The 26145-nt window shown below is 43.4% G+C and carries 19 protein-coding genes and 1 pseudogene; 9 read left to right on the top strand and 11 right to left on the bottom strand.

Annotation, left to right across the window (positions count from 1 at the left end):
• Nucleotides 1–16 precede the first annotated feature (16 nt).
• Entirely contained in the window at nucleotides 17–1294 is a 1278-nt protein-coding gene (locus ACQKCG_RS06950; protein ID WP_427585331.1) for an LD-carboxypeptidase, read from the bottom strand.
• Nucleotides 1295–1498: 204 nt separating this feature from the next.
• On the opposite strand from ACQKCG_RS06950, the gene ACQKCG_RS06945 reads away from it, so the two are divergent.
• Nucleotides 1499–1978 carry a YkvA family protein gene (locus ACQKCG_RS06945; RefSeq protein WP_261870110.1) on the top strand — a complete coding sequence of 160 codons (480 nt, stop codon included), beginning with the start codon at nucleotides 1499–1501 and terminating at the stop codon, nucleotides 1976–1978.
• A 121-nt stretch (nucleotides 1979–2099) separates the two neighbouring features.
• On the opposite strand, the gene ACQKCG_RS06940 is transcribed toward ACQKCG_RS06945, so the two are convergent.
• A complete protein-coding gene (locus tag ACQKCG_RS06940) occupies nucleotides 2100–2405 on the bottom strand; it encodes a hypothetical protein (RefSeq protein WP_114700242.1) in 306 nt (101 codons plus the stop codon).
• 116 nt (nucleotides 2406–2521) lie between these two features.
• Nucleotides 2522–3067: a hypothetical protein gene (locus ACQKCG_RS06935; RefSeq protein ID WP_427585329.1), complete on the bottom strand. Its 546-nt coding sequence runs from the start codon at nucleotides 3065–3067 to the stop codon at nucleotides 2522–2524.
• Nucleotides 3068–3418: 351 nt separating this feature from the next.
• Here ACQKCG_RS06935 and dnaQ point away from each other — a divergent pair, with 351 nt between their 5' ends.
• The 8 genes from dnaQ (at nucleotide 3419) to ACQKCG_RS06895 (ending at nucleotide 12675) form a co-directional block, all read left to right on the top strand.
• Nucleotides 3419–5065 carry a DNA polymerase III subunit epsilon gene (gene dnaQ / locus ACQKCG_RS06930; RefSeq protein WP_427585328.1) on the top strand — a complete coding sequence of 549 codons (1647 nt, stop codon included), beginning with the start codon at nucleotides 3419–3421 and terminating at the stop codon, nucleotides 5063–5065.
• Between the two features lie 144 nt (nucleotides 5066–5209).
• Nucleotides 5210–6892, top strand: coding sequence for a hypothetical protein (locus ACQKCG_RS06925; RefSeq protein ID WP_201570143.1), 1683 nt, complete (start codon nucleotides 5210–5212; stop codon nucleotides 6890–6892).
• Nucleotides 6893–7159: 267 nt separating this feature from the next.
• Nucleotides 7160–8098, top strand: coding sequence for an NAD(+) diphosphatase (gene nudC / locus ACQKCG_RS06920; RefSeq protein WP_427585326.1), 939 nt, complete (start codon nucleotides 7160–7162; stop codon nucleotides 8096–8098).
• 237 nt (nucleotides 8099–8335) lie between these two features.
• Nucleotides 8336–9181: an RnfABCDGE type electron transport complex subunit B gene (locus tag ACQKCG_RS06915; RefSeq protein WP_427585325.1), complete on the top strand. Its 846-nt coding sequence runs from the start codon at nucleotides 8336–8338 to the stop codon at nucleotides 9179–9181.
• A 120-nt stretch (nucleotides 9182–9301) separates the two neighbouring features.
• Entirely contained in the window at nucleotides 9302–9997 is a 696-nt protein-coding gene (gene nth, locus ACQKCG_RS06910; protein WP_057760685.1) for an endonuclease III, read from the top strand.
• Between the two features lie 489 nt (nucleotides 9998–10486).
• Nucleotides 10487–11653 (top strand): methionine adenosyltransferase, encoded by a 1167-nt coding sequence (gene metK / locus ACQKCG_RS06905; RefSeq protein WP_057760687.1) that lies wholly within the window; start codon nucleotides 10487–10489, stop codon nucleotides 11651–11653.
• Between the two features lie 76 nt (nucleotides 11654–11729).
• Complete coding sequence (locus tag ACQKCG_RS06900) at nucleotides 11730–12086, top strand: DUF3144 domain-containing protein (RefSeq protein WP_102078350.1); 357 nt, start codon at nucleotides 11730–11732, stop codon at nucleotides 12084–12086.
• Nucleotides 12087–12318: 232 nt separating this feature from the next.
• Nucleotides 12319–12675, top strand: coding sequence for a hypothetical protein (locus ACQKCG_RS06895; protein WP_201570130.1), 357 nt, complete (start codon nucleotides 12319–12321; stop codon nucleotides 12673–12675).
• Nucleotides 12676–12818: 143 nt separating this feature from the next.
• Here ACQKCG_RS06895 and ACQKCG_RS06890 read toward each other — a convergent pair whose 3' ends face one another.
• The 8 genes and pseudogenes from ACQKCG_RS06890 to ACQKCG_RS06855 form a co-directional block, all read right to left on the bottom strand.
• Nucleotides 12819–14471: a BCCT family transporter gene (locus ACQKCG_RS06890; protein WP_057760694.1), complete on the bottom strand. Its 1653-nt coding sequence runs from the start codon at nucleotides 14469–14471 to the stop codon at nucleotides 12819–12821.
• A 242-nt stretch (nucleotides 14472–14713) separates the two neighbouring features.
• A complete protein-coding gene (locus ACQKCG_RS06885; protein WP_427585324.1) occupies nucleotides 14714–16366 on the bottom strand; it encodes a BCCT family transporter in 1653 nt (550 codons plus the stop codon).
• Between the two features lie 244 nt (nucleotides 16367–16610).
• Nucleotides 16611–18254 carry a BCCT family transporter gene (locus tag ACQKCG_RS06880; RefSeq protein ID WP_191113839.1) on the bottom strand — a complete coding sequence of 548 codons (1644 nt, stop codon included), beginning with the start codon at nucleotides 18252–18254 and terminating at the stop codon, nucleotides 16611–16613.
• A gap of 179 nt (nucleotides 18255–18433) precedes the next feature.
• A pseudogene (locus ACQKCG_RS06875) lies at nucleotides 18434–19689 on the bottom strand (PQQ-dependent sugar dehydrogenase).
• Nucleotides 19690–19917: 228 nt separating this feature from the next.
• Entirely contained in the window at nucleotides 19918–22515 is a 2598-nt protein-coding gene (gene clpB, locus ACQKCG_RS06870) for an ATP-dependent chaperone ClpB (RefSeq protein WP_101205647.1), read from the bottom strand.
• A 293-nt stretch (nucleotides 22516–22808) separates the two neighbouring features.
• The gene (locus ACQKCG_RS06865; protein ID WP_427585323.1) at nucleotides 22809–23390 is read right to left on the bottom strand and encodes a L,D-transpeptidase family protein; all 582 of its coding nucleotides are present in this window, start codon (nucleotides 23388–23390) and stop codon (nucleotides 22809–22811) included.
• Nucleotides 23391–23501: 111 nt separating this feature from the next.
• Entirely contained in the window at nucleotides 23502–24293 is a 792-nt protein-coding gene (locus ACQKCG_RS06860; protein ID WP_414559774.1) for an SDR family NAD(P)-dependent oxidoreductase, read from the bottom strand.
• 72 nt (nucleotides 24294–24365) lie between these two features.
• Nucleotides 24366–26081 (bottom strand): AMP-binding protein, encoded by a 1716-nt coding sequence (locus tag ACQKCG_RS06855; protein ID WP_427585321.1) that lies wholly within the window; start codon nucleotides 26079–26081, stop codon nucleotides 24366–24368.
• Between the last annotated feature and the right edge of the window lie 64 nt (nucleotides 26082–26145).

The raw sequence follows: 26145 nt of genomic DNA, 5'->3' as shown, positions 1-26145 counted from the left end.
GGACAGTGATTAGCGTTTAAGCAGTCTGCCACAAGCCTTCTACTTGGATAGAATCAGCTTTAATAGTTGGGTAGTCGGTAAATGCCAACTGATAGCCACCATTTACATCAGGACTCAGCTGGCAAGTCGCTCCCAGCGGAAAACTGTATTTTTTGCCGATATGACCAAAAGGCATACCACTATATATCGGTAATCCTGTCAATTCATGTAGTTGGCGAATGACTGTGGCGACATCATAACGTTTGTCATAGCTATCCTCACCTGCACCAGACAATGCCCCAAATACAATCGCTTGCTGATTTTTAAAGACACCTGCGAGATATAAGTCATATAACATGCGCTCAATACGATACGCCTGCTCACCGACATCTTCTAGAAATACAATACCACCATCAATACGCGGTAAATACTCACTACCTGCCAGCGCTGACACGACACTTAAGTTACCACCCCAAATCGTACCAGTTAATGGTTTCGGCTCACCCTTTGTCAGTATGGCAGGTAGCTGCTGACTGGTTAATGAAGCATCTTGTATGCTGATAGTTAGATTGGAATTGGTTAACACTTCAACAAACTGCTGACAGCTGACCTTATCAGGCGCAGTTTTACCAAACTCACTATAGAGCATCGGTGCGGCAAGCGAGCTCATTGACCCTTTTGCCAATAGCGCACACTGAATAGCCGTCACATCGCTAAAGCCTGCGAGTATCGTGCCGCGCTCCTTCATAATGCGTCCTAGCGTCGACCAGTCCACCATAGGCAATATACGCATGGCACCGTAACCACCGCGCACACCTAACAGCAGCTTTGGCGCGGCTATTGCTCCAGTGGCAAGATTTTGAAAATCGCTAGCACGCTGTGAGTCCGTTCCCGCAAAGCGTAAATACTGACGATTGGTAATAGCAGGATTTTCTACTTTAAACCCAGCACAAGCCACCCGATCTAATGCCAACTGATTACGCTCATCACTACCACCAACGTTAGAGCTAGCAAAAAGCCGCGTCTCAATCGTAGGCGTGATACAACCTGTCTGCGTCAGTGACTCCTGTGACGTTTGTGATGATGAGCTATCATTCAACAGCGAAGTTGGCAGATCATCTTTAGTCAGCTGCGTACTATGATCAGAATCGATAGGACTGGCTGCAAGCGCTTGAGACATACCTTGGCTCGCTAATACTGCTGTGCCTGCACTCACACCGATTCGACGTAGAAACTGCCGACGGTTTAGCCCAGATGTTGTTTCGGTTGCACGACTATTGTTATCATCTGTCCATGACTGACGCTTAATCCCCATATCTTGCTGCTACCTTATCGCTTTTATTTTTTATGACTTATGTTTTTAGACCTTGTGGCAGCATATTGTAGACGCTTTTCTCACACTAATGGTTGCCTAATCTTTACCGATATTTACTTTTTCGCTACTGAGACACACAATATAGGTCGACTAGATTTGTTACTGTAAATACAAATTCATCGCAAAAAACAAAAGGTAATAATTATGTTTAATAAAAAAACCGATAAAAACAAGTCACTTGACTCTAATTTAGAATACTTGCTGGGCAAAGAAGATAAGCTGAAAGAAAAGTTAGAAGATAGCGGCTACCTTGAACCGTTTAGTGATGATCTAATGCTATTTATGAGTCTTGTCAAAGACTATTATAAAGGTGACTACCGTAAGATTCCTTTTAAGACAATCTCAGCTGGCGTTATCGGTGCGCTCTATGTGCTAAATCCAATTGACCTCATTCCTGATTCTATTCCGTTTATCGGCCATATCGATGATGCGCTAGTACTTAAGTTCTGTCTAAAGCAGGCTAGAAAAGATCTGCAAAAATACAAAGAATGGAAGCAAGAACAATCAGCTACTAAGGATAAGTTAGAAGATAAGAACGACACGGATAAGACTGATAACGATAAAACTAGTACTGATGAGAAAGACAGCGACGAGACTGGTACTAATCTTAAGAAAGCCTCATAAATATTAATACTTTCAGCGATTAAAAAAAGTGGTTCATAATCACAGTATTAAAAAAGCCACGACCGCGAATTAATATTTCGGTCGTGGCTTTTGTTATTTACAATTCATTCAATACTGTATTTTAATCAGGTACTTCATAATTAGCTTTTTCTGGATTAAGACCAAACGAGTAGACGAATGTCGCAACGAGACTATTGATAATAATGAAAGGTAAATCAATCGCAGCATGACCAAGTGCATAGCGACCAAGCAGCCACGAGACGATCAACATGATAATAAAAAATGCACCCAAATATGCCAAAATCGCAGGGTGTTTTAAATTATAAGGCTGCTCAGGCGTCGGTTGTTTGTCTAGTACATACGTCCTTACCGCCCAACCAGCTGCATAAGAGAACCCACCTAACACTACGTAACTGAAAAAATTCATATCGCTTAACTCTAATGGTATGACTGTTTATAACAAAATACTGTCTATGCAAATATCATCGACCAACAATGATATTTATAGTCGATACTTATCTAAATACTATCATCAATGCTTATTTAAATACTGTCATCAACATTATCGATAACAAGATTGGCATGTGGGTTGGCTAAAATATCAGTATTCACCTCATCACATTCCACGCGGTAGATCGTATTCGCACCTCGGTAAATATACGACAAGTACTCACTGTCTAAGAGCGGATCAATGTTTGCGTAAGCTGGTTTGACATGAGCCAGTACAAGCACTCGATCAGGACGACCAATAACCGCATCGACATTGTCTGGATCGATAGAGAAGAACTGCGGTATGTCGCTATTTTCAATCACTTCTAACGGCTCTGGAGTATCCCAGACGCGCTTAGCAGTGACGGGTTCTTTCATCTGCATTACCCAAGTGTCGTCTTGCTGGCTGACTTTTATCTGAGCAGGCTCATCTTGACTCACCGTATAACAACCCTCAAAGACAGACAGGTCGGACGCGACTTCGGTATCTGCTTGAGGGCTAGTATCATTACAAGCGCTCAGAAAAATCGCGCTGCTGGTAGTCACACTGAGCATCAAATAGGTCAGTCTCTTATTAAATAAATTCGAGCGTAAGGACATAATGGGGTTATCCTGCAATCATGCATTAAAAACTTTAATTAAGTGTACTATTGTCAAAATGTCACTAGATAGCTGTATAAGAAAAATGCGCTTAGGCATCTTGGTAGCAAAGACATCTCTACAATTAAAAAACCAGTGGCTTTCAGCGAGCTTCGCTATTTTAACAGAAAACTAGGACGTTACTATTATGTTATAAGTTACCGTAAGGGTTTTATGACTTTGTGCGTCACGACTGCCCATATTTATGATAGATTTGCTATACTCACAACGTCATCATCATCGTTCGAATAACGTAAACGAGATGCTCTAGTACTACCCTATGCTTACCACTTATCAGGTCCATACTCTTTTATGTCAGACAACCGTAATTCAATGCCAAACACTCATAAAGACAACGCGATTGATCCATTGGCGGCTAAAACAGATACCACTGTGGCCTATACTGATGGTGCTTGCAAAGGCAATCCTGGCGCTGGCGGCTGGGGCGCACATCTTATATTTAGTGATGGCAGCACGCAAGATTTGTACGGCGGTGACAAAGAAACCACCAACAACCGTATGGAGCTAATGGGTGCGATACAAGCCCTGACCCATAGCCCGCATGAGCATACTCTTGAGATTTGGACCGACTCCAGTTATGTCAAAAAAGGCATCACTGAATGGATTGAAGGCTGGAAGAAAAAGGGTTGGAAAACTGCCAGTAAAAAGCCAGTCGCCAATCAAGACCTATGGCAACAATTGGATAAACTCTGCCAACAGCGTGATGTTAGCTGGCATTGGGTCAAAGGTCACGCTGGACATGCTGGTAATGAAAAAGCAGACGAGCTGGCAAACTTAGGTGTCACCTCAAACAGCGGGCATTCAGCTATAGTCAGTGAAGCAGATACGACTAAAAAAAAAGACCACATAGCGACTGATATTGATACTAATACTGACGCTAACACGGATACCTTGCAAAAATCGTCTAGCGCTGACTGGCTAAGTTTCGATCCATTGGGTTTAGATATGATGGACGATGAGTTTGATGAAGCGCTATTAGAACCTGAGCCGCTAAAAGAAGATAGTCAGAGTGCTGCTGACAATCGTAATATGAATGAAAACATTGCTGTAGAATTTAGCAACCATCAAGACAATACATACAACCCGACGAGTACCAAAGCTATGCCAGATATTCAAACGCACCTAGATGATACCGTCGACAACGATATGTTGCCAAGTGTAGAATCTGATGCCCCTAAGTTCGATGGGGATACTAGCCGTGCCAACCCATATTTTAAGCCGCTACTACCAAAGCCGATACACCGCCATGAAGCAGATCGCCAGCTTATCATGGATACAGAAACTACAGGGCTTGATGCACTAAAAGGCGACCGTATTATCGAGGTCGGTATTGTGGAGCTGGTCGGACGTAAGTTTACTGGTGAAAAGCTGCACGTTTATATCAATCCGCAGCGCGGTATGGATGATGAAGTCATTCGTATTCATGGTATCTCTGAAGCATTTTTGACTGACAAGCCGACCTTTGATCAAGTTGCTCAGTCTTTGTATGACTTTATGGACGGCGCTGAGATTATCGCTCATAACGCTACTTTTGATATGAACTTCTTAAATATGGAGTTTGCAAAAGTTGGTCTGAATGATTTTGCTAATCGAGTGCAAGTAACCGATTCACTGGCGATGGCCAAGCAGCAGTATCCTGGGCAAAAAAACACGCTAGATGCCCTCGTGCGTCGCCTAAATGTTGGTAAGCAAGACCGTACTTTTCACGGGGCATTACTTGACTCAGAGATTTTAGCCGAAGTTTATCTGGCGATGACTGGTGGACAGGTCACGCTTGCCATCGAAGAGGATACAGATACCGATGGCGGACAAACCGCTCATGCAAGTTTCGCCAATTTAGCGAATTTATTGCTGGCATCAACGGCGGATGAAACTGCTGACCAAAGCTGGTATGCGGCTTTGGCAGAAGATTATCCTGCCCTAAAAGCTAGCATGTAATTGTCGTTCGAATTTTTATTGAACCGACATTTGTATAATTTAGTCTTGATTATTATGATAGAAAGCGTTAAAACATCACTAGCCAATACTTTCTGAATCAAATTTATATTGCTATTCTCATCAGTACATTATGGAAAAATACTTATGGACCAGTCTGCGCAAATGAAGCTAACCGCCCCAACGCTTAGTGTTACTGATTTTAACCTACCATCACTCCATTTACTGCATGATGAGGTTATAGCAACGCTTAAAGATACCGAGATTCATTTAGGTGAGTTCAATGATGATAGTAGTCAGGCGCCTTTGTTGTCAGATTCTATCGAAGTATTAAAGCAGCTGTCTTGTATTTTCAAACTCATTTCTTTGGTCGGTGCAGAAGCATTGAATGATGCCATTGTTGGTGGTTTACAGAGACTTTATGACAATGGTGATAATAACGATACTGATTTGATCATGGATCTATCAGAAGCCATCATGACCTTGGATCGTTATGTTGAGTTTGTCCTCTTGACTGAATCGGTAGAGCCTACTCTACTGATACCTGTAATCAACAAGCTTAATGCGCATAGTCAAGAAGCTCCTATTACGGCAGACTATTTCTCTGCATTTGGTAGCAGTAGTGTCATCATCGCCAACCCTGAACAAAACTTTGAATCTCTAAGCACGCTTAATCTAGACACAGAGCTGCTGACCAACGCGTATCGTAGTGGCCTTAGCATTGCACTACTCAATCAAGATGGCAAAATTGACTCAGCAGATCAGCAAAAGCTGGATGCTATGAGTGCAGCTTGTGCATTAATTGCCTCAAATACTGATAGCTTATTTTGGCAAGCGGCGACTGCTGCTGTGACTGATATCGCAGCAGTATTACCATTAAACTTGAGTCAAAAACACACACTTATCTATTTAGAGCAGCAATTTCAAAGCTATTTACCAGTCATGGATACCCGCTTTGCAGATTTAGTGAGCTTTGCCTGTCAACGTGATAACGAGCAAGCGCATCAACTACGTGAACAGTATGCCAGTAACCATTTAGAAGGTGCTCAGCTAGAACAAATGAAACGCTTTTTATTCGGTCCTAACCGCGAACTTACCGATACGTTAAACACAATTATTCAAAATCAGATCAATAATATTAAAGAACACGTCGATAGTTATGCACGTGGCGATTCAATCAACCCTATTGATATGCAGACCGCGCAAATTATCGAAGAGCTGACTGAGCTTAGTTCAGCATTACGTTTATTAGGTCTGTCCAACGCAGCCAATAGTCTTAGCGAAGCAGCAGAAGCTGTGAGCCATTGGCAAGCACCTTCCCCTGACGATTTTGATCATTTGCTACTAGCGTTAATGCATGCAGAGAACGCCGCCATTGCCATGGCAGAGATGCATACACCAGGGGCAATCTATCTGCCACTGAATAACCCGCATATCTCATTGCATCAGCTTAATACGGCTAATGATACCTTGATACAAGAAAGCCGAACTGCTATTGCTAGTGCCGAGCAAGCCATCAATGATTATTTGGCGGAGCCTGAGCGCGATATGCTCAATATCCAAAATATTCCTGGGATGATGCGTCAAGTAGCAGGCGCAGTACGCTTCTTACAACTGCCCACACCTTCCAGCATGCTGAGTCAGCTAGCCAACTACATTGAAAAGCGTATCGAAGGCGGACGACGTATCGAAGACAGTACGTTAGCCTGCATCGCTGATGTTATCATGGCGGTCGATCATCACTTAGATGGTTTTGAGAATAATCGCCCTGTCAGCAAACAAGCGCTTGATGTGGGGCAGCAAAGCTTAAGCCACCTACTTGCTGCTTAACTTTTCTTATTGTCATGGCATGGTTATTATCTCTTAGCCATGACATCTCATTTACGTATAGATAATTCAAGATAATGTAGGTACGAGTCAGGCACGTGAAAGCGCTACAGTCATTAGGTTGAACTAGCCTGGTCATGAGGCTGAACCAGCCTGGCAACATATATGGATATCTGGGTATCTGGTTTACATAGAATTGATGATATTTTACTCTAAAACAGTCTGTGTCTACGTCGATGCGGACTTACTTTATAATGTTTGGAATTTTATATGGCCCATGCTTTTGTATTAAGTGATGACAGTATCTTATGCCGTCAAATGCCAGATGGTTGGTGGCCTTTGCAAGTTCAGCTATCGCCCGATAGTAATGACTTAAGCGAGCAAGCTTATCAGGTTGGTCACGTAACGCTGCACGAGAGCCTAGCACCAAATCATTGGTTATCAGACGACAGCACTGGTAACGATGCAGATGATACGGTTGATGCCAATATGGCTCATAGCTTTACCGCTCATGCCACGAGCGCCATGACTTATGACTATGCAGTTGCTCATAACATGACGCTACCAATTATTGCTGAAAGCAGTGGTAACACTTTTGTTCCTTATCGAAAACTAATGACTCATTTGCCAGTCGCTTTGTCAGATCAGATTAGCCAAGCGATACAGCTATTGAGCTGGCAAGCAGATACGCAGTTTTGTAGTCGCTGTGCTAGTCCTACTGTACATGCTGACCAAGGCGAACGTGCCATGGTTTGTCCAATATGTCGATTGCGCCAATACCCTCGCGTACAACCTTGCGTCATCACTGCTATTACTCGGTCAAATCCAGTGACGGGTGAGATGCAAATCTTACTGGCTCACCATCACCGTCATGGACAGCAAAACCTGCCGCCAATGTATGGTTTGATCGCAGGGTTTGTAGAAGTTGGAGAGAGTCTGGAGCATGCGGTGGTACGTGAAGTCGCAGAAGAGGTCAATATCAGCGTATCAGATATCCGCTATGTGAGCAGTCAGCCATGGCCATTCCCCTCTAACTTGATGCTCGGTTTTCGTGCATCGTATGCCAATGGCGATATTATCTTGCAAGAAGATGAGCTAGCACATGCTGATTTCTTTGATCTCTCAAACCTACCCAGAATTCCACCAAAAGGTAGTATCGCTCGCGATTTGATTGACCAAGTGGCTAAAGAACAAAATATAGACTTATAATCAGTCCTTACCTACAAATACCACATTACGCTATAGTATTGTATTTTCAATCTCATCTCTTTAAAATCGCTGCTCCTGTGACAAGCGTTTTACTTCGAACTTCATTTTTAGTAAGTAACACGCTAACATGAGCAGATGCTCTTATAGATACTGTTTTACAAAGACCGCTTTCTCAACCTTTTATCTCTATTTATACTAATACCTATGCTTACGACTGGTATTAAGGTCCTTAATTAAATGCAAAGTAGCACCAATATACGCTTAGTCAATCTACCTATCTTATTTGATACATTACACATTGATACCTTGCCTGCTGACATACAGGCAAAAATTGCACGTGTGGATGCTTGTTTGCCACAGACGCAATGCGGGCTATGTGAGCATCCAGATGGTTGCCTGCCATATGCCGCTGCAATTGTATTAAATGGCGAGCCGTACAATAAATGTGTGCCCGGTGGTCAGCCAGTCACCAATGCGATTGCTCAGACTCTCGATATAGACACTTCTAACACTACGCTAACGGCGGTGCCTTCACAGTGGCCCATAGATGCCACTTCCGAACGTCCGACCGAGGTTCGTGCAGTTATTCGTGAAGATGACTGTATCGGCTGCACCAAATGTATTCCTGCTTGCCCAGTAGATGCTATCGTTGGTACTGGTAAGCATATGCATACGATTTTTACAGATTTGTGCACGGGCTGTGAGCTATGTATTGCGCCCTGCCCTGTTGATTGCATTGACTTAGTTACGATTGAGCGAGAAATATCTGAGCCTGAGCGAATAGCAGAGCAAGAGGATTTGAGACAACGCTACCACACTCATTTAAAACGCGTCACAGAACAGCTTGCCGATACGAGCAATAGTAGACCTGTCGTTAGTATGGTAGAGGCTAAGCTCAATAATGCAGCAAGCCAGTCTCTAAACATCAGTGAGTCACAAGCAAAAAACACCATTGCGGCTGCCAAGCTCCGTACCAAAATCAAAAAACTAGAAAAGCAATTGAGTGTGCGTGCAAATGATAAGAAACAAGTAGAGCTCGAATCCTTACAAGCAGAGCTTGAGTCATTGCAAGTAGCGCTATAACGGTAATGGCTGATTAAGCAGTTAATTCGTTAATAAATTGATACTTTAATCATTAACATGAATGTTAGCGCTAGCATATAATTTGGCACCACCATTCATCAAAATAATAGTCAAAATGCCATGAGTAAAACGGTCAAACATAAAACAGCTGACACACCGCCCTCTAGACGAATGCCCAATCGTGACGTGCGTCCATTCTTTGAAAAGCTGGCAGCGACTATTGATGAACCTGTCACCGAACTCAATTATGACAGTAATTTTGAATTACTTATCGCGGTAATTCTGTCCGCACAAGCGACTGATGTCAGTGTCAATATTGCTACCAAGCAATTGTACCCTGTGGCCAATACACCTGAAGCCATACTGGCACTAGGCGAAGACGGTCTAAAATCCTATATCAAAAACATTGGTTTATATAATGCCAAAGCAAAAAACGTCATCAAAACCTGCCGTGATTTGATTGAGAAATTTGATAGCACCGTTCCTGATAACCGCAAAGACTTAGAGTCACTGGCAGGTGTCGGCCGTAAAACTGCCAATGTCGTGCTAAATACGGCCTTTGGCCAGCCGACCATGGCCGTTGACACGCATATCTTTCGTGTGGGTAATCGTACTGGGCTTGCTACTGGCAAAACCGTACTCATCGTCGAAAAAAAGCTGGTCGAGCGCATTCCAGAAGACTTCATCGTAGACGCCCATCATTATCTTATCTTACACGGCCGCTATACTTGCCAGGCTCGTACACCCAAATGCGGCGCTTGCCCTGTCTATGAAGAATGTATGTTTAAAGATAAAGCTGCATTTTTAGAGTTGTAACGTATTGTTCATTCCAAGCAGACGCTACTGCTAGCTAATCACTCAGCTAAATAAACCGCTATCCAGTAACCAGCTTTGATTGCAATGAACTGCTTGTTGAGCATTTCTTATAGTAGAGCAAGTGTTGCTCACTAGAGTTTTATAACGTTTCAAGGTAGAATAACCCTATTTTGCGTTAAGAGATTTTGGCCATTACCCTGCTTCTGATAAGGCAATCTGCACATTAGCGTTGTCTATTAGGGCAAGTACTGACCCAACTCGTTACCGCCAAGACCATATTAGAGCGAGGCAGTATCATTTTATATATTGATTGAATGATAGTCCGCTCACCCTTTGGTCATATTTATTAGCAAAGATTTTAGTCAAAACCGATTTTAAATTAAGAAATACCAATTATCTGCCGCGTGAATGCGTGGTCAAAATTAATTAGAGCAGCACCCAGATGTGCTGCTTTTCCTACCCTTATTGATTCAATTAAGCGATCCCATTATGCGTGAATACAACTTATTTACCTCAGAATCTGTGAGCGAAGGCCATCCTGACAAAATGGCTGACCAAATATCAGACGCTATCCTTGACGCTATCTTACGTGAAGATCTGCACGCACGTGTGGCATGCGAAACCTTAGTAAAAACAGGCGCAGTCATACTTGCAGGTGAAATCACTACAACGGCAAATATTGATTTAGAGCGTCTGGTTCGTGACACCGTAAATGGCATTGGCTATCACCATTCAGACCTAGGCTTTGATGGCGAAACTTGTGCAGTCATCAACATGCTAGGCAAGCAATCTCCTGAAATCGCGCAAGGCGTCGATCGTAGCGACCCTGAAGAGCAAGGTGCAGGCGACCAAGGTTTGATGTTTGGTTATGCAAGTAATGAAACCGAAGTACTGATGCCAGCGCCTATCGAGTATGCTCATCGTTTGATGGAGCGTCAGTCGGAGCTGCGCCGCGCAGGTGAGTTGCCATGGTTGCGTCCAGATGCCAAAGCGCAGGTAACCTTGAAGTATGACGGCAATCGTCCTGTCGCCATCGATGCTGTTGTATTATCAACACAGCATGATCCAAGCATCTCGCAGTCAGATCTACAAGAAGCGGTGATGGAATCTATCATCAAGCAAGTGCTACCAGCTGACTTATTGCACGCTGGCACACGCTATCATATCAACCCAACTGGTAAGTTTGTGATTGGTGGTCCTGTTGGTGATGCTGGTCTGACTGGTCGTAAAATTATTGTTGATACTTACGGCGGTATGGCACGTCATGGTGGCGGTGCGTTCAGTGGTAAAGATCCTTCAAAAGTGGATCGCAGTGCTGCTTACGCGGTACGTTATGTGGCCAAAAACATCGTAGCAGCAGGTCTTGCTGAGCGCTGTGAAGTACAGGTCAGCTATGCGATTGGTGTCGCTGAGCCTACCTCTATCTCTGTTAATACCTTTGGTACTAGCAAAATCAGCAACGATGAAATCATCCGCTTGATTCGTACGCACTTTGACCTACGTCCTTACGGCATTACCCGTATGTTGAACTTACTACAACCAATGTATCAGCAGACTGCTACCTTTGGACACTTTGGTCGTCCAGGTTCAGAGACTGCCTTTACGTGGGAAAAAACAGACAAAGCTGATATCTTAAAAGCAGACGCTGGTTTATAAGAGTCACTACTTTAAAACGTTTACCAACCATTTTTATATACTAAAAACTACTGACACTTATTATTAGGAGTTGCTTATGTCTCAAGACAATATTCAAGACCAAAACGCTGATGCTAACATCGAAATCACCCCTGAAATGCAGGCATTTTATCAACGTGCTGACGCTATCATCGGTATCGCCAACAGCCAGCTAGGCCCTGAAGCACATTCAGGTCAAGTAGGTGCTTCTTTATTGTATGCTGCAGCACGCTATAGCGCGTCAGTTGCCTCTATCGGCTTCGTCAAAGGTGATGATTTCGCCAAAGAAAAAGATGATATCGTCGAGTTTTATGTCAAACAGTATCGCCAAATGCTAAGCGATAATTTAACTGATTATGCTCAAAACTTTGACAAATACGTGCAGCTAAATCAAGATGACAAACCAGCTGAATAAGCGAATCTCGTCATTCTAGATGTCTTTGATTTAGACATACTGTTGTAAAATTAGTATTTGATAGCAGAAAACAAAACCCCAAACTCAATTGAGCTTGGGGTTTTTGTATGGTGTTTAAGTGGATAGCTACTGACAAATGAGCTACCATAAAAGACTAAATATTTATCATTAGTAGGCAAATCCATTATCGATAACAGGACGCTATCGAATATTATTAATAAGGACATTTTTTATGAAACAAGCTCTATCTACTCGTCGATTTTCCACAATTAATCAATCTCCGTTCAAACCATCATCACTTATATTGATATTAGTTCTAGCTTTAACGGGCTGTAGCTCTATGTCTGATATCGGTACGTCGGGTCAAACACCTACCCCATCCAGTCCTGATATCAGTCAACAATTTGAAGGTGCTCTGACTCAATGCCCGCCCGCTAACCCTGCCAACAATATCTGTACAGCCCAGTATGAGCCGGTCTGTGTAAAAACGAAAGTTGGAGCAGTTGTTAGCTACCGAACGGCTAGTAATGCCTGCTCAGCCTGTAATATTCCTGAAGCCGTTGGTTATTCAAAAGGCGAATGTAGCTAATCTACAAAGTGGTTGTATCGAGATCTGCTGTACTGAAAGCTGATGTATTGAAAGGTTTTTTATTAAAAATATTGAGCATCCATAAAAATACCCAGCTTATGACAAGCTGGGTATTTTTGTAGCTAAGAAATAAACTCTAAAGCTTAAGCATCTTTCTCAAGTGCTGGTGGGCCTTTTAGCAACTCTTCATCACGGAACTCATTAGCCGAGTTGTGCTCTGCTGACTCTTCTGTGGTGAACCATTGCTGATTACGATACAGTATCAAGCGATCTCGACTGAGACCGCGCAATAGAGAATACATCATCACGACGATCACAATAGCAAAAGGAAATCCTGAGACAATCGATGCCGCTTGTAATGCACTTAAGCCACCTGCTGCTAGCAATACAGCAGCAATAACACCTTCAGAACCAGCCCAAAATAAGCGCTGAATCTTTGGTGGATTGGTATCACCACCTGATGTCAGCATATCGATGACAAAACTGGCTGAATCCGATGAGGTAACAAACCATAGGACAATCATCACCACGATGAGCAAGTTGACCGCACCCGTTAATGGATAAGATTCCATCAATTTAAAGATAGCGCTACCCGTATCGGCTTTGACCGCTTCGATCAGACCTGGACTAACTATGTTAGGGTCTGCTGCTGCCACCAACTCCATATTTACCGCAGAACCACCAAAAGCAGTAAACCACAAGAAAAGTATCGTGATAGGAATTAACAGCACACCTAATATAAACTCACGGATAGTACGGCCACGAGAGATACGCGCAACAAACACCCCAACGAATGGTGACCAACTAATCCACCATGCCCAATAGAAAATCGTCCAAGAAGCTTGCCAATTTTCTTCGCCTCTATAAGACTCTGTCCATAGACCTAACGGCACGATTTGATGCAAATAGTTGCCGATATTTTCTACAAAGCTATTAAAAATAAACTGCGTAGGCCCAAAGATAATCACAAAACTTAGCAATATCACAGTGAACAATATATTGGTATCACTTAGACGCTTGATGCCTTTATCCAATCCCATAAACAGAGATAACCCTGCTAGCATGGTGATAAGGCCAATCAAAATAATCTGCACCGTAATATTATTGGGTATACCAAATAACGTCTCAAGGCCTGAGTTAATCTGCAAGACGCCAAGACCTAACGTGGTCACTACCCCAAACATCGTACCAAATACGGCGAGCGTATCTACCGTATGTCCCCAACCGCCGTAGATTTTTTTACCCAATATCGGATAAAGTGTCGAACGGATAGCCAGTGGCAAACCTACTCGGTAATGAAAATAAGCAAGCGATAGCGCAACCATGCCATATAGCGCCCATACATGTAGACCATAATGTAGGAACGAGATATTCATCGCTTGCTTGGCAGCGGCAACTGTCTCCGCCTCGCCTAATGGTGGTGCCATGAAGTGATACAGCGGCTCAGCGGTGCCCCAATAAAGCAGCCCAATACCGATACCAGCTGAAAACAGCATACCAATCCACGAAACCATATTGTACTCTGGTCTCTCATTCTGATGACCGAGTCTGATATCGCCGTAGCGGCTAAATATCATATAAATACTCATGACCAATGTTAAATTGACCACGACAATAAAGAACCAGCCAAAGCGTAAAGAGACAAATGCTTTTGCTTGGTTAAATACGACTTCTGCTTGTTCGTTGAATAAAGCGCCAAAAATAATGAACGCCAGTATCAAGATTGCTGAAGTCAAAAATACAGGTTTACTTACCCGCGGAAAAGGGCCTAATCGGCCAACTTTTACATGATCCATAGGTATATCCCCAAAAAAGTGCGTAACCATACCAAGGTATGAACGAATTATCAAATATAACACCTTGTAAATACTGCCGAATGTATAGAAATGGTAGTAACATTTCGGTAATAATTTTCAACAATCCGAATTTGTCCTGAATAAATTTAAGTATCTTTACCCAATAAAGAAGCCCCAATTTAAAAATAAATTGGGGCTTCTTCTGTTAAAAGCTTGAGTAGCTGTCTTACTTTTACCTACTTTTAGTCACCTTTAACAATCTTAGGTGGCCCTTTTAGTAGGTGCTCATCAGCAAATTCATCTGCCGAGTTGTGATCTGCTGATTCTTCAGTAATATAATGCTGCTGCGCTCTATATAATATCAATCGATCGCGACTCAAACCACGCAGTAGCGCATACATCATGGCAAATATAACCAAAGCAAATGGCAATCCTGCTACGATAGCGGCTGCTTGTAACGCGCTCAATCCACCAGCAGCCAACAAAACAGCAGCAATGACGCCTTCAGTGCTTGCCCAAAATAAACGTTGAATCTTTGGCGGATTGGTATCACCACCAGCCGTCAGCATATCGATGACAAAACTTGCTGAATCTGATGAGGTCACGAACCACAATACAATCATAATCACAATCATAAATGTGATGGGTTGCGCCAATGGATAGTACTCAACCAATTTAAAAATGGCACTACCAAAATCTGTTTGTACTGCCTCGACCAGTCCAGGACTAACCAACACCGGATCAATAGCAGCGAGCAGCTCCATATGAATAGCAACGCCGCCGAAAGTTGAAAACCAAAAGAACAATATGGTCATAGGGATAAGTAATACCCCAAGTACAAACTCTCTAATCGTACGACCACGGCTGATACGAGCAATAAACACGCCGACAAACGGTGCCCAACTCACCCACCATGCCCAATAAAATATCGTCCATGCTGACTGCCAGTTTGCCTCACCTTCATAGGACTCACCCCACAGACCTAATGGCACAACCACTGAAAGATAGTTGCCGATATTTTCTAGGAAGCTATCAAAAATGAAAAGCGTCGGTCCTAAGACGACCATAAAACCAAGTAGAATAGCCGTTAAACCGATGTTCACATCACTTAGACGCTTGATACCCTTATCCAAGCCCATCATGACAGAACAGGCGGCTAAAGCAGTAATAAAAGCAATCAGAGCGATTTGTATTGTGAGAGTATTAGGAATACCAAATAACTTCTCAAGCCCTGAGTTAATTTGCATAACGCCAAGACCGAGTGACGTCACCACACCAAACATCGTACCGAATACGGCTAAGATATCAACGGCATGACCCCACGAGCCATATATCTTTTTACCCAATATAGGATAAAGGGTTGAGCGAATCGATAGTGGTAAGCCACGGCGAAAATGGAAATAGGCTAAAGATAGCGCTACAATCGCGTACAATGCCCAAGCATGTAAGCCCCAATGTAAAAAGGTAATATTCATCGCCTGTTTGGCGGCTTCTATCGTTTCCTTTTCACCGAGTGGCGGTGCCATAAAGTGATATAAGGGCTCTGCTGTACCCCAGTAGACAAGTCCAATACCGATGCCAGCAGAGAACAGCATACCGATCCACGAAAATAGACTGTACTGTGGTGTCTCAGTTTGAGCACCAAGACGAATATCGCCATAACGGCTCATAGACAAATAAACACAAAGTCCTAAGGCCACATTAACGAGAATAATGAAAAACCAACCAAATTTATCGGTAATAAAGCCTTGTAAAAAACTGAACAACGTACCGGCAGATTCAGTAAAAAAAACGCCAAGAACAATAAATATAATAATAAGTAATGCTGAAGTTAAAAAAACAGGTTTACTTACCCGCGGGAAAGGGCCTAACCTGCCAACTTTTACATGATCCATAGGTATATCCCCAAAAAAGAGCGTAACCATAGCAAGGTATGAACGAATCACTAAATATAACACCATGTAAATACTGCCGAATGTATAGAAATCATAGTAACATTGCAGCAATAATATTTCGACAAACTGAATTTGTTCTGAACAAATTTAAATATCTTTACCCAATAAAGAAGCCCCAATTTACTTTTAAATTGGGGCTTCTTCTATTAAAAGCTTAAGTAGCTGTCTTAATCCTATCTACTTCTTAGTCACCTTTAACAATCTTAGGTGGCCCTTTTAGCAGATGCTCATCAACGAATTCATTCGCTGAGTTATGGTCTGCTGATTCATCCGTAATAAAGCCTTGTTGCGCTCTGTATAGAATCAGACGATCGCGACTCAAACCACGCAGTAGCGCATACATCATGACAAAGACCACTAAGGCAAACGGTAGTCCCGCTACGATAGCCGCCGCCTGTAGCGCAGACAATCCACCAGCCGCTAGCAAGATAGCGGCGATAACGCCTTCTGTCGTCGCCCAAAATAAGCGCTGGATTTTCGGTGGGTTGGTATCGCCACCAGCAGTCAACATATCGATGACAAAGCTAGCAGAATCTGACGAGGTCACAAACCATAGCATAATCATGACGACAATCAGTAGCGTAATCGGTTTTGCCAATGGGTAGTATTCAACCAACTTAAAGATGGCACTACCAGAATCCGCTTGTACTGCTTCAACCAATCCTGGGCTAACACCTGACACAGCAGAAGCAAGCTCCATATGAACAGCAACGCCGCCAAAGGTGGTAAACCAGAAGAACAAAATCAGCATTGGAATCAGTAGTACACCAAGCGTAAATTCACGGATAGTACGACCACGAGAGATACGGGCGATAAAGATACCAACGAATGGTGCCCAGCTTACCCACCATGCCCAATAAAATATCGTCCAACTACTTTGCCAATCTGTACCGCTATAAGACTCGCCCCACGTACCTAGAGGTACAATCACAGTCAAATAGTTGCCGATGTTTTCGATAAAACTATCAAAGATAAATAGCGTTGGTCCTAAGATAACCATAAACGCTAATAAGACGATAGTGAAACCAATATTGATATCACTTAAACGCTTAATACCTTTATCCAAACCCATCAAGACTGAAGCTGCCGCTAGCGCTGTGATGAAAGCGATCAAGCCAAACTGTACGGTAAGACTGTTAGGCGTACCAAACAGCTTTTCGAGTCCAGAGTTGATCTGCATAACCCCAAGCCCAAGCGAGGTAACCACACCAAACATCGTACCAAACACAGCCAAGATATCGACCGTGTGTCCCCAACGACCATAGATCTTTTTACCAAGTAAAGGATACAAAGTAGATCGAATCGATAATGGTAGGCCGCGACGGAAATGAAAATACGCTAAAGATAGCGCTACAATCGTATAAATCGCCCAAGCATGTAGACCCCAATGCATAAATGAGATATTCATCGCTTGCTTGGCGGCTTCTACTGTCTCGGCATCGCCCATTGGTGGTGCCATAAAGTGATACAGCGGCTCGGCTGTACCCCAATAAACCAGACCAATACCAATACCTGCAGAGAAGAGCATGCCAATCCAAGAGAACAGATTGTACTGCGGTCGCTCTGTTTGGTTACCTAGTCGAATGTCACCATAGCGACTCATTGCCAAGTATATACAAAGTGCAAGCGCGGTATTGACCAGAATAATGAATAGCCAACCAAACTTATCGGTAATAAAATTTTGTAAAAAACTAAAAACAGCCCCTGCTGTTTCGGTGAAAAACGCACCGAAAATAATAAAGCCAACAATCAGCAGTGACGATGTAATAAACACAGGTTTACTTACCCGCGGAAAAGGTCCTAATCTGCCTACTTTTACTTCTTCCATGTGCAAGTCTCAAATTTCAAGGAACGTTACCTTAACAAAATAGGTCTTAACTATCAATCTATTACAAAATAAAACTATTAATTTACTCTAAAAGAATTCAATAGTTTTATTAAAATAATTAAATATACAGGTAGGTAAATACGACGTTAATTCGATGTTTTTTCAATATTGTTTCGATGTTATTTGGGTAATAATCTGAGTAATTGTGCATCATTACCATCTTCAAGTGCCCACACTTGCCCGTCTACTGCTAGCACACTGCGTACACGCTCTCCCATGTCATAGCGATAACGCCCAGCTGCGGTATTGTCGTCGTTTATGCCCACTACGATAAGCGCTTTAGACGATAAACCACTGATAAGAGCATTGCCTTGCCAGCTAGGAAAATCATTATGAGTACCAGCCGCATAGATGCTCATAGCAGATGGTGATATGACAGGTGTCCAAGTAATTTTGGGTGCCGTAAACTCTGGCTTTGTATCATGGTCAGGAATATCTAGACCTGAATAGTTTCGTCCATTGGATACCACTGGCCAGCCATAGTTGTTACCCTTCTCAATAATATTAAATTCATCCCCGCCTTTTGGTCCCATCTCGTGCGCCCAAAGCTGTCCGCTATCGTCAAATGCCATACCCAGTACATTGCGATGTCCGATAGTCCAAAACTGTTTGGCCAACTCATTATCAGTAAACGGATTGTCTGTCGGAGTGTTACCATCAGGACTCAACCGTATTATCTTACCCAGATTGCCATTCATGTCTTGTGCTGGGTCTTTGTCTTGACGTTCGCCTGAGCTGATATATAAATAGCGTCCATCGGGTGAAAACAGCAGGCGATGACTATAATGTCCCTGCCCTGTGACTTTCGGAGACTGTTGCCAGATAGGCGTGATATCTTGCAACGTAGGTGTGGCTGTCTCTAATCCTGAGAGTGTCGCTTTGATCACTTTAGCGCCAAATTTATTACTATCACTTCCTGCCCCTGCTTCTGCGTAGCTAAGATAGACGGTATTGGACGTCGCAAAATCTGGAGCCACGATGATGTCTCCTAAGCCGCCTTGACCACCGTAAGCGATGTAGGAACGCCTTCGATTTTGGTCTTATTACCCGTCGCTGTATCTACGATAAATAGCTCACCTGTTTTTTGTGTTAGTAGTAATTTTGGCGCTGTGCTATCTGCAATAGGTAACGCTGTCATTGCCCAAGGCTCATCAAAGGTAGCGATTGCTTTGGTGGTAAAGTCAGGCTTGCTAGTCTTTGTTTGTGTGGTCGTTTGTGTGGCGGTTTGAGTATCGCTATCTGAAGCTGAAACTTCTTTAGACTCTGTTGCGGTACTTTTATTATTGCTAGTACTTACTGCTGAAGGATTGGAGCACGCGGCGGTGCTAAACAGCAATGCTGTAATGATTAGTGGCGAAGTTAAAGGTATATTTATACGTTCAATATAGGCTGTCATCGTTCTGTTTCTCCATTCAGTTGATACTTATACTATTATTCATTGATTTAGTTATAGCATAGTCCTAAGACTTAAGAGATATTGAAATGGTAAAAAAACAGTAACGTAAAACGCTCCTTATAAATAAAAACCCCTTACCTACGATTGTAGATAAGGGGTTTATTTTAAACATACAGTTGGGTCATAAAGACATCGATGCCAATGTGATTAGCTCATTCTAAGCTTATCAAAAGTTAGCTTGTCATCGGCACCTACATCGACTTTGATAATATCGCCAGCGACAAAATCACCTGCCAATAGCTTCAATGACAATGGGTTTTCGATCTCTTGTTGAATGGCACGCTTTAAAGGACGAGCACCATAAACAGGGTCATAACCCACGGCAACCAATTTATTCATCGCATCTGCTGACAGCTCAATATCCATCTCACGCTCTTGGATACGCTGACGTAATCGATCCAATTGAATATCCGCAATACCTGCCATCTGCGACATACCAAGCGGATGGAAGACTACGATTTCGTCAATACGGTTGACGAACTCTGGACGGAAATGCTGCCCAACAGAATCCATTACTTCCGCTTTGATATCCTCGTAGCTCTCGCCAACCATCTCTTGAATTTTATGCGAACCCAAATTACTGGTCATGATAATCACAGTGTTTTTGAAATCTACCACCCGACCTTGCGAATCGGTTAAGCGACCATCGTCCAATACTTGCAGCAAGATGTTGAACACATCAGGGTGCGCCTTTTCTACTTCATCGAACAATATGACGCTATATGGCTTACGGCGTACTGCTTCAGTCAATGTACCGCCTTCTTCATAACCGACATAACCTGGAGGTGCCCCGACGAGACGGCTGACACTGTGTTTTTCCATATATTCACTCATGTCGATACGTACAATCGCATCTTCAGAGTCAAACAAAAAGTTTGCTAGTGATTTGGTCAGCTCAGTTTTACCAACGCCTGTAGGCCCCAAGAATAAAAACGAGCCTGAAGGACGGTTTGGATCAGACAAGCCTGCACGGCTACGACGTACCGCATTGGCCACCGATTCGACCGCTTCGTTTTGACCGATAACACGCTCATGGAGCTTTTCTTCCATTGCGATCATCTTGTCACGCTCGCCTTGCATCATTTTGCTGACAGGAATACCAGTCGCGGCAGCAACCACTTCTGCGATTTCGTTGTCTGTCACCTTATTACGCAGCAATTTAACACCGCTACCTTCACCTGTCTGCTCTTTTTGCTCAGCCAAGTCAGACTCATGAATACGTCGTTCTAACTGCGGAATGGTTTCGTATTGCAGCTTACTCATGGTCTCATAATCGCCTTCGCGGCTGGCTTTGTCATACGCAATACGGGCTTTATCTAGCTCGTCTTTTAGCTGTTGACTGCCTTTGACCAGTGCTTTCTCTGCCTGCCAAACCTCATTGAGATCAGCATATTCTTTTTCTAATTCTGCTATTTGTGCATCGAGCACTTTACGCTCGGCTTGCGCGCCGGCATCCTCTTCATTTTTGAGTACTTCACGCTGCATTTTTAATTGAATCAAACGGCTATCAAGCTTACCTAATGATTCAGGTTTACTGTCCATCTCCATCCGCAGGCGACTGGCCGCTTCGTCAATTAAATCAATCGCCTTATCCGGTAGCTTACGGTCAGTGATATAGCGGTGACTCATGCGCGCAGCAGCGATAATGGCACTGTCTTGAATATCGACACCGTGATGCAGCTCGTAACGCTCTTTTAAACCCCGTAATATCGCAATGGTATCTTCGACTGTTGGCTCATCGACCAAAACCTTTTGAAAACGACGTTCAAGCGCAGCGTCTTTTTCGATGTACTGGCGATACTCATCAAGGGTGGTCGCACCAACGCAGTGCAGCTCACCGCGTGCCAAAGCAGGTTTTAGCATATTACCCGCATCCATCGCACCTTCAGACTTGCCTGCACCAACCATCGTATGCAGCTCATCGATGAACAGAATGACATTGCCTTCTTGTTTGGCCAAGTCGCTCAATACGCTTTTGAGGCGTTCTTCAAACTCACCACGGAATTTTGCCCCTGCAATCAGCGCGCCTAAGTCTAATGACAACACTTCTTTGCGGCGCAGACCTTCTGGTACGTCGCCATTGATGATTTTTTGTGCCAAGCCTTCGACAATCGCCGTTTTACCAACGCCCGGCTCACCGATGAGCACAGGGTTGTTTTTGGTACGGCGCGACAGTACCTGAATGGTACGGCGAATTTCTTCGTCACGGCCAATGACTGGATCTAGTTTGCCAAGCTCTGCTTGCTCAGTCAGATTAATCGTGTATTTGTTGAGTGCATCACGCTGATCTTCGGCGTTTTGGTTATTGACGGTATCATCACCGCGCAGCTGCTCAATGACCGCTTTTAGTTTGCTTGCCGTCACGCCTGCACTTTCAAATATTTTTTTGGTTTCGCCTTGCTCAGCGAGTGCCAACATGACCCATTCAGTCGCAATAAAATCATCGCCTTCTTTTTGCGCCTGACGATCTGCCAAGTTCAATATTTTTACCGAGTTTGGGTTTAGATTGACGTCACCTGTCGGCTCCGAAATGGTCGCTTGGTTATCCAATGCTTTAGCAACGCCATTTTTTAACGCTGGAATAGAAGCACCTGCTTGTTGGCAGATAGATAAATTAGACTCATCTTGTAGCAACACAGCAAGCAAATGCACAGGATCGATACCCGTATGATCGCGACCTAATGCTAGGCTTTGTGCTTCTTGAATGGCGGATTGCAGTTTTTGAGTAAACTTCTCAAATCTCATGTCTATATCCTTTTATAATTGGTATTTTCAGTCGCACCTCTAAGGATTATCTTAGTCTAGTGCCCACTGTTATCTGTCACTTATATAAGGTATATATACATCTATTTCAAGACGATTACTAAATAAAACCTTACTTAAAACAATGATATTTAAAGTGGCTGTTAATATTAGTTAAAGTTAGTTAGTAAATCAGTTACGCCATTTTATTAGTGAAAATAAAAGATGAAACTCTATTAAATACGGTGATGAATAATGCACTTACTTAGTATAAATTAGATAATAATCCGACTATTCTACTCCACAATTTCGATAGGAGTACCAAGTTTCACCGCTGCCATAATTTCATCCATCGCATCGTTAGTGACAGCGATACAACCATCTGTCCAATCACGTCGTTGATTAAATAATGCCAAGTATCCAAAGCCGTTCATTTGCCCATGAATCATAATGTCTCCGCCTGCATTGACTCCTAGTTTTTTAGCATATGCTTTGTCAGCAGTATTGGGATAGCTGATATGAATAGAACGACGGGCAATGGAATTTTCATTCTTATAATCTAATGTATAAACCCCAACTGGCGTACGCTGATCACCTTCTTGTTGCTTATGACCCACTGGACTACCCCCTAGCGCAATACGATACGACTTAATGGCTTTACCATCGCTCATCAGTTTTAAGACACGATCTGATTTGTCGACGAAGACTCGGTCAATCACTATAGAAGGAGGAATGGGATTCTTGGGTTTTGAGGTGCTTTTGACATAAGCAATAGCGCTGGTGCTGACAATGGCAGCAAGACTAAGAACAATAGTAATAGGCAGCCAAGGCATACGCTGCTCATTTGATGAGTAAGATTTTTTATAAAAAAATAGCATAGGCTTTGATTCCCATAATTAATTTTTTGTCATTAATCATATGTATCAAAGCACTATGCCAGTTTCTGTAGATACGTTTTGTGCAAAAGTGATGAATCACTCAATAGACTGCTACACCATACGAATTGCACCATCTAAGCGAATAACTTCACCATTTAGATAAGCATTATCGATGATGTGAGTGACCAATTTAGCAAATTCATTGGGAGCTCCTAAACGTTTAGGATATGGCACACCTGCTTCTAGCTGCTCGCGTGCCTTTTCAGGAATACTGTCCATCATCGGCGTAGCAAAGACACCCGGTGCGATAGTCATAACACGAATCCCATGCCGTGCCAACTCACGAGCAAGTGGCAAGGTCAGACCAACCACACCTGCCTTAGACGAAGAATAGCTGGCTTGACCTATTTGACCATCAAAGGCTGCGATAGATGCTGTATTAATAATAACACCTTGATCTATGCTATTTTTTACATGGTCACCTGCAGTACCATCACTCGCTATACGTTTAGCAATGCTAGCAGCGACCAAACGGGCGACGTTAAATGAACCGACCAGATTGATATTGACCCCGCGGCTAAATGCCTCAAGGTCTGCCGGATTATTATCACGATCTAGCAGCTTTTGAACCACTACGATACCAGCACAGTTGATTGAACCTTGTAGGCCGCCGAAAGCTGACTCTGCCATTTCGACCGCTGATTGCACTTCATCACCATTAGTGATATCACAGCGCACAAAGCGCGCACTATTACCTAGCTCAGCGACCAATGCTTGTCCAGCAGATTCATTTAAATCAGCAATAACGACGTTACCACCTTGCTCTACAATCGCCCGAGCCACTGACTCTCCCAAACCTGATGCACCGCCTGTGACCAAAAAGCTGTTTTCTTTAACTTGCATGATTATTCCTTTAAATTTTTACTTTTTATTAGATGTTTTTCTATTGAATGTATAGACGCTTTACTAACTCATTTATGCAGCAGACAGACTACGCAGCAAAAAGCGTTGAATCTTACCACTTGGCGTTTTTGGTAACTCGGTCACAAACTCAACCTCACGCGGATAGGCATGAGTGGATAGGCGTTTGCGTACCAGCTCTTGGATTTCTTTGGCGATTTGTTCGCTACCTTCGACACCCTCTTTTAGCACCACGTAAGATTTGATCGTATGTCCACGCACTTCGTCTGGCACGCCCACAGCCGCAGACTCTGCCACTGCGTCATGCTCTAAGACGGTATTTTCGACATCAGTAGGCCCTACGCGGTAACCTGCGGTAATGATAATGTCATCATCACGGCCTGAGAACCAGTAACTACCATCACTATGACGCTCGACCACGTCGCCTGTCAGATAGTAGTCATCTACAAAGGCTTGTTTTTCATTCCAGCTATAACCACGGAAATAAAACGCAGGTGACTGACTGACTACGACTGCCAGTTGCCCTTGCTCACCATCCGGCAGTACATTCACATCATCATCTAGTACGACTAACGTATGACCTGGTAGTGCCATACCCATCGAACCAACAGGACAATCATGCGCCAGTGCATGATGTGCACAGCAGGTCATGCCAGTCTCTGTTTGCCCATATTGGTCTTTGACTTGGCACGCTAGATAGGTTTCAACCCAGTTGACCACTTCGGTATTCAGTGTTTCCCCTGCTGAATTGGCACAGCGCAAAGACAGCTTGGCGTTAGTATCGTTATGAGCGCCTTCATTAACATTGTCAAAAATGCCGCTAGATTTCATCATTCGAAACGCAGTTGGTGAAGAGGCCAAATTGGTAATCTTATGACGCACCATAAACTCACGCGTATTATTCGCATCAAATCCTGCTTCATTAAAATAAGTCGTGATGCCCAGTAGCAGAGGCCCTGTGATGGCATAGTACAAGCCATACGCCCAGCCTGGATCTGCCATGTTCCAATATTGATCGTCTTCACGTAGGTCGATGGCATAACGCATATATAGGTAAAAAGCGGGTAACGCAGCCAATGGGACGCTGACCCCTTTTGATTTACCAACCGTACCAGAGGTAAACATTTGCAAAAATGGCGCATCCGTATCGAGCATCACTGGTTCAAACGTTTGCGGCTGTGCTGCCATAGACTGGCTATAGTGATCGTCACCCCATGTCTGAGCATCTTCCACACTGCCGACCAATACCATTTTAGTTTGCTCAGCCAAATCTTCAAACTTACTGCGATTCTCTAGGTTAGTAAAAACGACTTTGGTATCGGCTTTGTCCATCCTATATTTGATTGAATCATAGCCAAAAGCAGTAAATAGCGGCTGATATACGGCTCCGATACGCCATGTTGCCAATACAACGGTTAGCAGATCGGGCGTGCGCGGTAGCATGGTCGCTACCTTATCGCCCGCTTTTACCCCATACGACTGTAGCAAGTTAGCGATTTGAACACTCGCTTTGTCAAGCTCACCAAAGCTCATGCGTGTTATGTTGCCTGCGGTATCTTCGTGTACTAACGCAGCATTATCAGCGCGGCCATCACGTACGTGACGACCACAGCAAGCCATATAGGCATTCAGACGATCATCTACGTTCTCGCCAAAGATTTCTGACAGAAGTGTATTCATATCAAAATTATTATAGTAATCGGTATAGTTTTTTGGTGTGACGGTAGTATCTGTATCAATATTTATCGGGGTTTGAGAGGCGGTGTTCATAAGCTAATCCTTTAGCAATAGCAGGTAACTGGTAAAATGGTATTTATGATTGAAAAACGGTCAC

The sequence above is a fragment of the Psychrobacter sp. NPDC078929 genome (assembly GCF_050267985.1).
In the GTDB taxonomy this organism is placed as follows: Bacteria; Pseudomonadota; Gammaproteobacteria; order Pseudomonadales; family Moraxellaceae; genus Psychrobacter.
This window is presented reverse-complemented; position numbering and strand designations above follow the sequence as displayed.

Coding starts and splice junctions, on each gene's coding strand:
- ACQKCG_RS06950 (WP_427585331.1), bottom strand. CDS start 1,294: ATGGGGATTAAGCGTCAGTCATGGACAGATGATAACAATAGTCGTGCA.
- ACQKCG_RS06945 (WP_261870110.1), top strand. CDS start 1,499: ATGTTTAATAAAAAAACCGATAAAAACAAGTCACTTGACTCTAATTTA.
- ACQKCG_RS06940 (WP_114700242.1), bottom strand. CDS start 2,405: ATGAATTTTTTCAGTTACGTAGTGTTAGGTGGGTTCTCTTATGCAGCT.
- ACQKCG_RS06935 (WP_427585329.1), bottom strand. CDS start 3,067: ATGTCCTTACGCTCGAATTTATTTAATAAGAGACTGACCTATTTGATG.
- dnaQ (WP_427585328.1), top strand. CDS start 3,419: ATGTCAGACAACCGTAATTCAATGCCAAACACTCATAAAGACAACGCG.
- ACQKCG_RS06925 (WP_201570143.1), top strand. CDS start 5,210: ATGGACCAGTCTGCGCAAATGAAGCTAACCGCCCCAACGCTTAGTGTT.
- nudC (WP_427585326.1), top strand. CDS start 7,160: ATGGCCCATGCTTTTGTATTAAGTGATGACAGTATCTTATGCCGTCAA.
- ACQKCG_RS06915 (WP_427585325.1), top strand. CDS start 8,336: ATGCAAAGTAGCACCAATATACGCTTAGTCAATCTACCTATCTTATTT.
- nth (WP_057760685.1), top strand. CDS start 9,302: ATGAGTAAAACGGTCAAACATAAAACAGCTGACACACCGCCCTCTAGA.
- metK (WP_057760687.1), top strand. CDS start 10,487: ATGCGTGAATACAACTTATTTACCTCAGAATCTGTGAGCGAAGGCCAT.
- ACQKCG_RS06900 (WP_102078350.1), top strand. CDS start 11,730: ATGTCTCAAGACAATATTCAAGACCAAAACGCTGATGCTAACATCGAA.
- ACQKCG_RS06895 (WP_201570130.1), top strand. CDS start 12,319: ATGAAACAAGCTCTATCTACTCGTCGATTTTCCACAATTAATCAATCT.
- ACQKCG_RS06890 (WP_057760694.1), bottom strand. CDS start 14,471: ATGGATCATGTAAAAGTTGGCCGATTAGGCCCTTTTCCGCGGGTAAGT.
- ACQKCG_RS06885 (WP_427585324.1), bottom strand. CDS start 16,366: ATGGATCATGTAAAAGTTGGCAGGTTAGGCCCTTTCCCGCGGGTAAGT.
- ACQKCG_RS06880 (WP_191113839.1), bottom strand. CDS start 18,254: ATGGAAGAAGTAAAAGTAGGCAGATTAGGACCTTTTCCGCGGGTAAGT.
- clpB (WP_101205647.1), bottom strand. CDS start 22,515: ATGAGATTTGAGAAGTTTACTCAAAAACTGCAATCCGCCATTCAAGAA.
- ACQKCG_RS06865 (WP_427585323.1), bottom strand. CDS start 23,390: ATGCTATTTTTTTATAAAAAATCTTACTCATCAAATGAGCAGCGTATG.
- ACQKCG_RS06860 (WP_414559774.1), bottom strand. CDS start 24,293: ATGCAAGTTAAAGAAAACAGCTTTTTGGTCACAGGCGGTGCATCAGGT.
- ACQKCG_RS06855 (WP_427585321.1), bottom strand. CDS start 26,081: ATGAACACCGCCTCTCAAACCCCGATAAATATTGATACAGATACTACC.